General features: G+C 27.5%; 12 protein-coding genes and 1 pseudogene. 11 read left to right on the top strand and 2 right to left on the bottom strand.

Annotated features, from left to right (window positions below; all coding sequences use genetic code 11):
* From RGC78_RS12380 to hepT, 3 genes and pseudogenes are all read left to right on the top strand, one after another.
* Positions 1-258: pseudogene (locus RGC78_RS12380) on the top strand (N-acetylmuramoyl-L-alanine amidase family protein); the annotation flags it as partial.
* 187 nt (positions 259-445) lie between these two features.
* Positions 446-847, top strand: coding sequence for a type VII toxin-antitoxin system MntA family adenylyltransferase antitoxin (mntA, locus tag RGC78_RS12375; RefSeq protein ID WP_252229341.1), 402 nt, complete (start codon positions 446-448; stop codon positions 845-847).
* Positions 837-1,244 carry a type VII toxin-antitoxin system HepT family RNase toxin gene (gene hepT, locus RGC78_RS12370; protein ID WP_309556742.1) on the top strand — a complete coding sequence of 136 codons (408 nt, stop codon included), beginning with the start codon at positions 837-839 and terminating at the stop codon, positions 1,242-1,244. Before mntA ends, hepT begins: the two co-directional genes overlap by 11 nt.
* Before the next feature lie 127 nt (positions 1,245-1,371).
* On the opposite strand, the gene RGC78_RS12365 is transcribed toward hepT, so the two are convergent.
* Positions 1,372-3,204 (bottom strand): O-antigen ligase family protein, encoded by a 1,833-nt coding sequence (locus RGC78_RS12365; RefSeq protein WP_309556741.1) that lies wholly within the window; start codon positions 3,202-3,204, stop codon positions 1,372-1,374.
* Between the two features lie 189 nt (positions 3,205-3,393).
* Between RGC78_RS12365 and RGC78_RS12360 the strand changes: the two genes are divergently transcribed.
* Positions 3,394-3,639, top strand: coding sequence for an AbrB/MazE/SpoVT family DNA-binding domain-containing protein (locus RGC78_RS12360; RefSeq protein WP_309556740.1), 246 nt, complete (start codon positions 3,394-3,396; stop codon positions 3,637-3,639).
* Positions 3,639-3,977, top strand: a complete 339-nt coding sequence (locus RGC78_RS12355; protein WP_252211716.1) for a type II toxin-antitoxin system PemK/MazF family toxin — start codon at positions 3,639-3,641, stop codon at positions 3,975-3,977. The genes RGC78_RS12360 and RGC78_RS12355 overlap by 1 nt, the downstream gene beginning before the upstream one ends.
* A 110-nt stretch (positions 3,978-4,087) precedes the next feature.
* Here RGC78_RS12355 and RGC78_RS12350 read toward each other — a convergent pair whose 3' ends face one another.
* Positions 4,088-5,527, bottom strand: coding sequence for an undecaprenyl-phosphate glucose phosphotransferase (locus RGC78_RS12350; RefSeq protein WP_309556739.1), 1,440 nt, complete (start codon positions 5,525-5,527; stop codon positions 4,088-4,090).
* 293 nt (positions 5,528-5,820) lie between these two features.
* Between RGC78_RS12350 and rfbA the strand changes: the two genes are divergently transcribed.
* The 6 genes from rfbA to rfbD all read left to right on the top strand — a co-directional run bounded on the left by rfbA (position 5,821) and on the right by rfbD (position 10,919).
* Entirely contained in the window at positions 5,821-6,699 is an 879-nt protein-coding gene (gene rfbA, locus RGC78_RS12345) for a glucose-1-phosphate thymidylyltransferase RfbA (protein ID WP_309556738.1), read from the top strand.
* Positions 6,700-6,864: 165 nt separating this feature from the next.
* Complete coding sequence (locus tag RGC78_RS12340; RefSeq protein ID WP_309556737.1) at positions 6,865-7,212, top strand: four helix bundle protein; 348 nt, start codon at positions 6,865-6,867, stop codon at positions 7,210-7,212.
* 175 nt (positions 7,213-7,387) lie between these two features.
* On the top strand, positions 7,388-7,927 hold the full coding sequence (rfbC, locus tag RGC78_RS12335; protein ID WP_309556736.1) for a dTDP-4-dehydrorhamnose 3,5-epimerase: 540 nt from the start codon (positions 7,388-7,390) through the stop codon (positions 7,925-7,927).
* A 114-nt stretch (positions 7,928-8,041) separates the two neighbouring features.
* The gene (gene rfbB / locus RGC78_RS12330; protein ID WP_309556735.1) at positions 8,042-9,061 is read left to right on the top strand and encodes a dTDP-glucose 4,6-dehydratase; all 1,020 of its coding nucleotides are present in this window, start codon (positions 8,042-8,044) and stop codon (positions 9,059-9,061) included.
* Entirely contained in the window at positions 9,036-10,055 is a 1,020-nt protein-coding gene (locus RGC78_RS12325) for a glycosyltransferase (RefSeq protein WP_309556734.1), read from the top strand. The genes rfbB and RGC78_RS12325 overlap by 26 nt, the downstream gene beginning before the upstream one ends.
* Positions 10,056-10,067: 12 nt before the next feature.
* Entirely contained in the window at positions 10,068-10,919 is an 852-nt protein-coding gene (gene rfbD / locus RGC78_RS12320; protein WP_309556733.1) for a dTDP-4-dehydrorhamnose reductase, read from the top strand.
* Positions 10,920-10,925 lie beyond the last annotated feature (6 nt).

The raw sequence follows: 10,925 nt of genomic DNA, 5'->3' as shown, positions 1-10,925 counted from the left end.
AATGCTTCAGGAGCTATGTTAACTGGATGGCAAAACGTTAATGGTACTTGGTACTTTATGCAAGGATCAGGAGCAATGAAAACTGGTTGGATTAATGACAACGGAACTTGGTACTACACTAACGCTTCAGGTGCTATGCAAACTGGATGGTTAAATGACAATGGTACTTGGTACTACTTAGATGGTTCAGGAAAAATGCTTTCAAACACAACTGTTAATGGTTATGTTTTAGGAGCTAACGGAGCTTGGATCAGATAATTTAAATTAAGCTTTTTATCATATTTAAATTTTATATATTAGGTACTCCCCATGTGGGAGTACCTTTTTTGTCCAAGCTGGTGACTGTCACCAGCTTGTTCTATTTTAAGCTTTCAACTAAAGGAATTATCATATATAATCATGATATGGGTATAATAAATAATATTAAAGAAAAGGAGAATTAAATTTGGAGATTCAATTAAATAAAGCTATTGAAATATTGAAAAGAGAATTTAATCCTACAATTATATATTTATTTGGTTCAGCTGCTAAAAACAATCTTAGGGAAGATAGTGATATTGATATTGCATTTTTAAGTGAAAATAGCACTGACGAATATAAATGTTTTATGGTATCTCAAGAGCTTGCAGATGTATTTAAAAGAGAAGTGGATTTAATAGATTTAAATTTATCTTCAACTGTTTTTAAAGCTCAAGTTATAGGTAATGGAAAAGTAATATATTGTAACGACAATACGAAAAGAATGTATTTTGAGATGAGATCATTTAAAGAATATGCAATTTTAAATGAAGAAAGAGAAGTTGTAATAAATAAAATGAGAGAGGAGATAGATAAATATGGGCAATGATGTAATTGTAAATAAAATTGAGACTATAAATAGATGCTTAAATAGAATACATGAAGTTTATGATAATGATCCTAGTAATTTAGATGATTATACTAAACAAGACTCCATAATTTTAAATATACAAAGAGCTTGTGAAGCTACAATTGATTTAGCAATGCATATTGTAGCTGAAAAACATTTAGGTATTCCACAAAATAGTAGGGATGCTTTTGAGGTACTTAATGCAAATAAAATATTAGATGATGAATTAACTAAAAAGATGAAATCAATGGTGGGATTTAGAAACATAGCTGTACATGATTATAAAGCTGTGAGCATGAAAATTGTTCAAGCTATAATAGAAAATCATTTAGAAGACTTTAAAGAATATGTTTATTATATAAATAAATTAATATAGGTAAAGTAATGTTTAAAAGTGAAGAGTAAAAATCCAGAGAATTGAATTGCCAACTGTCAAGGAGATAGGGCAAATAATAACTCTGGATTTTTTGTTTTAAGTATATTTCAAAATTATATAAATTTATTTAGTTTTCTTTTTTATTTAAATAATTTAATGCAACTCCAACACCAAGTATTATCCAAAACATTGGTGCAACACTGACTACTGAATCATTAAACATTCCTGCAAAAAGGTATCCTACAATTCCAAGGCAAGTTACTCCACCTAGTATTTGAGATTCACTGTATTCTTTCTTTAATGCATATAATTTAATACTATCTACAACATAGATTATCATTATACCTAAGAATGCAATTAAAGCTATTAAACCGTTGTTTATTGCAATTTGTAAATATAAATTATGTGGCTTATCTACAATCATGTTAGGAGTATTATAAGCGTAGTATTTACCCATTAAATCATTTTGTGGAAATACATAAGCAAATGTGTCTGGTCCAGTACCTAATAATAAAGTTTCTTTAACTAAAGGAATTGATCTTGACCAGATATATCCCCTTGCAGAACCTAATTTTTCTTTTCCTTTAAATCCAAAAGTATCAGGATATTCCACGTCTATAAATCTCATTCCGTTTGAATCTCTTAAATGAATGCTGTTGTCTTCTTTTAATTTAAACATAAATGTTGGATTATCATTAACTTGTAACATGAATAAATCTGCTTTACTAGAAGATTTACTTGATTTACCAAATCTAAATGAAATATTACTAAAGTTTTCATTAGAAGTTTTATAAACTCCATCTACAATATCAAATTGAATAGATTCATTACTAGAATTTCTAAATATATAATTTCCATCTTCATAAGATATCTTTAAAATATCATTTGGAACAGTTATTTCTACATTTTTATCAACATGTTTGATATCACTTATAGGGGTATTTGTCCTATAATCTACATTACTTGTGTTATCAAATACGCTGAATATATCAGAAACTAGAGAAGGAACTCTTTCAAAAAGTTGACCTTTAGTAGCAACGTTACCTCCAACAGCTAAAACAGCAATGCAAGCTAAAGTTATTACAAGAGGTTTCCAGCTTTTAAATATTACTTTTCCAAAGATTATAAGTCCAAAAATTATAGCTACAGATATACCAATTATACCAGCACGAGATGTACTACCAAATAATAACCATACAGAAAGTAATGAGAATACTCCTAAAACAATCTTATTAATTACTTTCTTTTCAAATATAGTTAAAGAAAATAATATTGGTAATACAAGGCCTATAAAGCTACCAACATAATTGTAATGATAAAAAGTACCATAAAGTTTTCCTTTTTCATATAGTAAGCCTAAGCCTTTTTCACCAATGTTGTATTCACTAGGAACAACTAATGCAATACCTAATTTACTATTAATTAAATCATTACCTATGTATTGAAAAATCCCTAAAAATGAATTAATTAAAACTACAATTAATATAGGTATTACCATGTACTTATAACAATGTGTACTCTTAAATGCATAAATGGAATAAACAAAAATAATCATGTAACATGCAATAGTAATAAATCCTTCAGCTCTATCATAAAATCCAAAGAAAGAAACTTGTTTATACGATGAAAACATCGCTGAAAGGAAAGTACAAATTAAAAACACACCAGTACAAATTAAAATTGCAGTAGTAGTTTTATCTCTTTTTTCAAATAATTTTTTAAATAAACATAAAGCAAATATAAAAAGTATTACAGAAAAAATAGCTAACCAAAGAGCCTTATTTTGTGAAAAGAAATCGGCTTGATTTTCAACTGCATATAAATTTATACCGGCATCATCAAGATCAACCATCTTTAATCTTACAATAAGAGGTATTATAGTTAATATAAATGTAATAGGTAAGAAAAATCCAATGGACTTTTTCTTTAAATTGTCTTCAATTCTTTCAAGAAGATACATATTTAACACTCCTAAAATATTATTTTAAAAATCTTTGTTAGATTAAGTTATATTATATCATTGTAAAGATATATGGTGCAAGAAATGAGAGGTTTATAAGTTTGTGTTAATGAGTATAGAGATTTTATTATAATTTATTGACTAAAAGTAGATACAATGTATATACTAATAATAAAGGAGTTGATATTTATGTATGCTAATATTCAACGTTGGGGAAATAGTAATGCTCTTAGGTTACCAAAAGCAATTTTAGAAAGTGCATTTTTAAAGGAAAATGATAGAGTTGAAGTTATTGCAAGTGAAGATCAAATCATTATAAAAAAAGTGAAAACTATAAAGCATAAAACTTTAGCAGAAAGATTGAAAAATTTTAATAGCGAATATGAAGCAGAAGAATGGGATACAGGAAAAATAGCAGGCAGGGAGATTTGGTAATGCAATATAATCCAAAACAAGGAGATATTATTTTTTTAACATTTGATCCACAAGTAGGTCATGAACAAAGAGGAAGACGCCCAGCTATTGTTGTTAGTAATAATACTTTTAATAGTTTTACAAGTATAGCTGTTGTTTGTCCCATTACTAATACAAATAGATATATACCAATTCATGTACCCTTAGATGAGAGAACTAAAACTACAGGTGTTGTAATGTGTGATCAAGTTAAATCATTAGATATAAAAATGAGAAATGCAGAGTTTGTAGAAAGAGTGCCACAAGATATTTTGGCAGAAGTTATTGATATAATAATTGGATTTGTTGAATTTGAATAAGTATTACAACTTCATTGCACCTATGCATATATAAAGATAAATTTAAAACGAGTCTAAAAAATAAGCATGTCCTGCACAATTAAGTTAGTTGTATAGGTCATGCTTTAAATTTATATATTTATGTTATTGTGATTTATATTTTCTGATTGTTCAATTATTGATTTATTTTTTATTACTAGCTTTTCATTATTTTTAAAGCCTTTAAATGCTGTTTTGAATAGTATTGATATATCTAATAGTATGTCCCAATTTTCAATGTAGTGTATATCATATTCTATTCTTTTTTTTATAGAAGTATCCCCTCTAAAGCCATTAACTTGAGCTAATCCAGTTATTCCTGGTTTTACCTGATGCTTTACCATGTAAAGGGGTATTTCATTTTTAAATTCATCAACAAAATGAGGAATTTCAGGTCTTGGACCGACTAAACTCATATCGCCTTTTAGTACATTAAAGAATTGTGGTAATTCATCAATAGAAAACTTACGAATAAAAGATCCGAATCTAGTTTTTCTAGGGTCGTTATTTGTACTCCAACCACTTTGTTCTTCAGAATTAACCTTCATTGATCTAAACTTATACATTGTAAAGGTATTTTTGTTTAAACCAACACGATGCTGTCTAAATATGATAGGTCCTTTAGAAGTACATTTTATTACTAATGCAGTAACTATCATTATAGGGCTTGTCAATATAATTAAAATAAGAGAACCAATTATATCTATAGTTCTTTTCATAAATGCATTACCGAAGTTATCAAGAGGTATTCTTCTGACATTAATAAGAGGAATGCTACCTAGTTGATCTATATAAGGCTTACTAGGGATATACTTATAACAAAATGGTATAATTGAAATCTTTGTACCTGTTTTTTCACAAGCAGAAACTATATTTTCTAAATATTTTGCATCTTCAATATCAAGGGCACAAACAACTTCATCGGCATTGTATTTGTTTAAAACTTTAAATAAATCATTATAATTTCCAAGTTTTTTTCCTTCAAAGTTAGAAGAATTGGCTACATATCCAGAATAACTATAACCAAAGCTCTTATTTTCATTAATTACTGTTAAGTATTCATTAGCAACTTCTCCAGCACCAATAATTATTACATGCTTTAAATTTATTCCATTAGAACGCATTTTGGATAATGTTTTTCTTAAAACAAATCTTTTAGATGTAATTAAAGTTATATTAACAAAATAAAATGTTACAATAACCCATCGAGATATATCAACTAATCTAAAAATATATAAAAGTGATAATAAAATTGCTGTTAATATAGTGTTAGCCTTTATTATTTGAAAAAATTCTTTTTTAAAAGCAGTTGTTCTAAATGAATGATATAAATTAAAAAAGTTATATAATATTAAATTTATTGGAACAATAATTAAAGTAAATTGAATATATTTAATTAATTTTATATAGTTAGTTTCGGGTGAAAATATGTAAAAACGAATAAAATAAGCTAAAGTCATTGATATAAATAAAATTAAAATATCAGAGAAAGCATTAATTTTATTCAACAAATTTTGATTTTCTTTTATCATTAACATCTTCCTTTTCATGAATTTATATATTAAAAAGCTTGTCTGTTTATATATGAGAAATAATAGAGAAAAATGTTTATTAATTGTGTATTTTAGCACTATTATTTTATATGCTTTTATATAACTTGATAATATCATTGTATGTATAAATTTGCAATGTAGATGAAACTTATGTTATGTAAGATATAACAACCGTAAATAAATGTAAACTACATTTATTTATTTGGCCATTTATGTTAAAATAATAAGAAGAATGTTTAAAATTAAAAAATAAAAAAGAAATGAGGATTTTTATGAAGGGTATAATACTTGCAGGTGGAAGTGGGACAAGACTTTATCCACTAACAATGGTTACATCAAAACAACTTTTGCCGGTATATGACAAACCGATGATTTATTATCCGCTATCAACTTTAATGTTAGCAGGAATTAAAGATATATTAATAATATCAACTCCAAATGATTTACCTAATTTTGAAATGCTATTAGGGGACGGTTCAAGATATGGAATAAATTTATCTTATAAAGTTCAGCCATCTCCAGATGGTTTAGCTCAAGCTTTTACATTAGGAGAAGAATTTATAGGAAATGATAGTTGTGCAATGATACTTGGAGATAATATATTCCATGGAAATGGTTTAACAGCACATTTAAAAAGAGCAGCTCAAAATGAAGGACGTGCAACAGTCTTTGGATATTATGTAGATGATCCAGAACGTTTTGGAGTAGTAGAATTTGATGATAAAGGAAAAGCTATATCATTAGAAGAAAAACCAGAAAATCCAAAATCTAATTATGCAGTTACAGGACTTTATTTTTATGATAATAAAGTATGTAAATATGCTAAAAACTTAAAGCCATCAGCTAGAGGTGAATTAGAAATTACAGATTTGAATAGAATATATCTTGAACAAGGTAAACTTGATGTAATAACACTTGGAAGAGGTTATGGATGGCTTGATACAGGAACTGTTGATAGTTTAACGGAGGCAACTGAATATGTAAAAGTAATTGAAACTAGACAAGGACTTAAGATTGCATGTTTAGAAGAAATTTCATATAAAAATGGTTGGATAGATAAAAAAACTTTACTTAAAAGTGCAGAGCAATATGGAAAAAGCCCATATGGTGAACATCTAAAAAATGTAGCAGAAGGAAAAATTATATATTAATTGACAGTTGACAGAGGACAATTGACAATGAAGGACAAAACTACTAAGTAGTTTTTTGACTGTATATATTGCATTAAATTTGTTTTTACAAATTCATATGCTAATTTAGAATTGTTAATTGTATAAGTGTCAAGACTCATAATATCTGAGATTTAGGAGGGTATTATGAAGCAAAATATAATAGTTGATAAATCTTTTAGGTTTGCATTGAAAATAATAGAAATTTATCAGTATTTAGTTAATAATAAAAAAGGATTTGTATTATCAAAGCAATTACTTCGTTCAGGAACAAGTATAGGTGCAAATGTAAAAGAATCTATAAATGCAATTAGTAAGGCAGATTTTAGAAATAAAATGAGTATCGCATTGAAAGAAGCAGATGAAACAGAATATTGGATAGAATTGCTGCTACGAAGTAATATACTTTGTAAAAATGAAATAAAGTTTTTGCTCAGAGACTGTAAAGAAATATGTAGAATATTAAACAGTATAGTTAGAAATAGTAGTAATTGACAATGGAAAATGGGTAAATAATTGACAATTGATAGGGGACAATTGACAATTGAGGATGAAAAGCCTGTGGCTTTTCTTAAAAAATGTATTTTCAGAAATTCCGTTAGGAATTTCATCTCAAATTGTCAACCGTCAATTGTACATTGTCAATTGTAAAGAGAGGTGTTTTAAAATAATGAATATAATTAAAACTAAATTAGAAGGTGTTTATATAGTAGAACCGCAAGTTTTGGGAGATGAAAGAGGTTGGTTCATGGAAACCTACTCAAAAATCAAAACGCCAGAAATAGATTGTGATTTTATACAAGATAATCAATCATATTCAAAAGAAAAAGGAATTCTTAGAGGAATTCATTTTCAAAATGGAGAACATGCACAGGCTAAATTAGTAAGATGCGTAAGGGGAGCTGTATTAGATGTAGCTGTGGACCTAAGAAAAAATTCTCCTACATACAAAGAATGGGTAGCTGTAGAACTTTCAGCAGAAAATAAAAAACAATTATTTATACCCAGAGGATTTGGACATGGATTTGTAACTTTAACAGATGATGTTGAATTTGTATATAAAACAGATAATTATTATAATCATGAGAGTGATAGAAGTATCAGATTTGATGATTCAGAAATAGGAGTAGATTGGGGAATAGAAAATCCTATTCTTTCAGAAAAAGATAAAAAAGCACCACTTTTACAAGAGAGCGATTGTACTTTTTAATGATATTATAATTATTAGTAATATCTGTGCATATTACTAATAATAAATTCAGACAGATAGATTTTGTTGAATTTATTATAGAGTTTTAGATAAATGGTTAGAGGAGATAAATATATGAAAATAGTAGTAACTGGTGGAGCAGGATTTATTGGTGGAAATTTTGTTCATTATATGCTTAATAAATATAAAGACTATAAAATAATTTGTGTTGATGCTTTAACTTATGCTGGAAATATGGAAACATTAGAAAGTGTTAAAGATAGTAAAAACTTTAGTTTTCATAAAATAGATATAGCAGATAGAAAAGCTGTATATGATATGTTTAAAAAAGAAAACCCAGATATAGTGGTTAATTTTGCAGCAGAAAGTCATGTGGATAGATCAATAGAAAATCCAGAAATATTTTTAAAAACTAATATTATGGGAACAGCAGTACTTATGGATGCTTGTATAAAATATGGAATAAAAAGATATCATCAAGTATCAACAGATGAAGTATATGGGGATTTACCAATTGACAGACCAGATTTATTCTTTACAGAAGAAACACCAATACATACATCAAGCCCATATTCTTCAAGTAAAGCATCAGCAGACCTTTTAGTTGGAGCATATAATAGAACTTATGGACTACCAACTACAATTTCAAGATGTTCTAATAACTATGGACCATACCATTTTCCAGAAAAATTAATTCCATTAATGATAGCAAATGCTTTAAATGACAAGGAACTCCCTGTATATGGAAGTGGGGAGAATGTTAGAGATTGGCTATATGTAGAAGATCATTGCAGAGCTATTGATTTAATAATTCATAATGGAACAGTAGGAGAAGTTTACAATATAGGTGGACATAATGAAAGAACTAATCTAGATGTAGTTAAAACAATTATTCATGAACTTGGAAAGAAAGAAGATTTAATAAAATTTGTAGGAGATAGAAAAGGTCATGACATGAGATATGCTATTGATCCAACTAAGATCCACAATGAATTGGGTTGGCTTCCTACAACTACCTTTGATGAAGGAATAAAAAAGACTATAGAATGGTACTTAGATAATAGACAATGGTGGGAGAATATTATTAGTGGAGAATATGCAAACTACTATGAGAAAATGTACACAGATAGATAAAGCTCGAAGCACAACCAAGAACTATTCACAGATAGATAAACCATTAGTAAGTATATTATTAGCTGTTTATAAACCAAATCAAAATTGGCTTATAGAACAGCTAGTTTCTTTGAATAATCAAAGTTATGATAAATTAGAACTACTTATTTATGATGATGGTCCTGAATTTCCCGTTGATGAGGATTTATTTAAAAAGCATATCACAAATTTTTCATATACTTTAATACGAGGTAAAAAAAATCAAGGTTCCAATAAGGCTTTTGAAGAACTTACAAAGTTAGGAAATGGAGAATTCTTTGCTTATTGTGATCAAGATGATATTTGGGAAGAAAATAAAATATCTTTAATGGTTAAAAAACTATTAGATAAAGAGGTTACACTTGTATGTAGTGATCTTTCTATAATTGATGAAAATGATAAAAAAATAGCTAATAGTTTAACAGATATAAGAAAAAGAATTATATATAAAAGTGGTTATAACTTAGCTAAAGACTTGTTAATGGTTAACTTTGTAACAGGATGTGCAATGATGGCTAAAAAAGATATTGCTAAAAAAGCTATACCATTTGAAACAACATTAATTCATGATCAATGGATTGCAATTATAGCGGCTATAAATGGAAAGATAGAGTGTATAAATAAACCACTAGTTAGATATAGACAGCATAGTTTTAATCAAACAGGAATATTAACAGGTGTTTATGATAAACAAACATATTATAAAATGAGAATAGATGCTTTTTTAAAACGTTATAAGTCATTACAAAAAAGATTAGCATATAGAGATGAATTATTAGAGTATATAAGTGATTGTTTAAAATGGATTGAATCAAGAAAGCGATATTCTACTAAACCATCACTTGAAGAGTTAAATATAATGATAAAATATAGAAAATTTCACAAAATTTCTATATTAGTAGAAACCTTTTTACCGTTCATACCTAATAATATATTTAAATATATTATTAAGATGACTAAAAAGGGGTTATTATAGAGGAGGAAAAGTATGATTTTAGTTACTGGAGTAAATGGTCAATTAGGATACGATGTAATAAAAGAATTAAATAAAAGAAATATTGAATGCTTAGGAATAGATATAAAAGATTTAGATATAACAGATGATAAAGCTGTTAATGAATATATTTTAAATTTAAAACCAGAATGTCTTATACATTGTGCTGCATATACAGCTGTTGATAGGGCAGAAGATGAAGAAGAAATTTGTACTAAAGTGAATGTATATGGAACAGAAAATATAGCCAAGGTATGTAAAAAAATAGATGCACAGATGGTTTACATATCTACTGATTATGTATTTGATGGATTAGGAAATAAGCCGTTTGATGTAGATGGAAATATAAATCCATTATCAGTTTACGGAAAAACTAAATATCAAGGTGAACTAAAAGTAAAAGCGATTTTAGATAAGTATTTTATAGTTAGAATTTCATGGGTATTTGGTATTAACGGGAATAACTTTATTAAAACAATGCTTAAATTGGGAGCAGAAAAAGAAAGTTTAAATGTAGTCTGTGATCAAATAGGCAGTCCTACGTATACAGCTGATTTAGCATCACTTTTATGTGATATGGTAGTTTCACAAAAGTATGGAGTTTATCATGCAACTAATGAAGGAACATGTTCTTGGGCAGAATTTGCAGAAGAAATCATGAAAATGGCAGGATTTAATTGTAAAATTAATCCTATTCCAACAAGTGAATATCCAACAAAGGCAGTTAGACCTTTAAACTCTAGACTTTCTAAAAAGAGTCTTGTGGATGATGGATTTAATCTGTTGCCTAGGTGGGAAGATGCACTTAATAGATATTTAGAAGAAATAAATTATAGTAAAATGTAGAAAGAG

The organism is Clostridium aquiflavi (genome assembly GCF_031344075.1).
Taxonomy (GTDB): Bacteria; Bacillota; Clostridia; order Clostridiales; family Clostridiaceae; genus Clostridium; species Clostridium aquiflavi.
The sequence above is the reverse complement of the archived record's forward strand: the minus strand, read 5'-3'. Positions and strand labels throughout refer to the sequence as shown.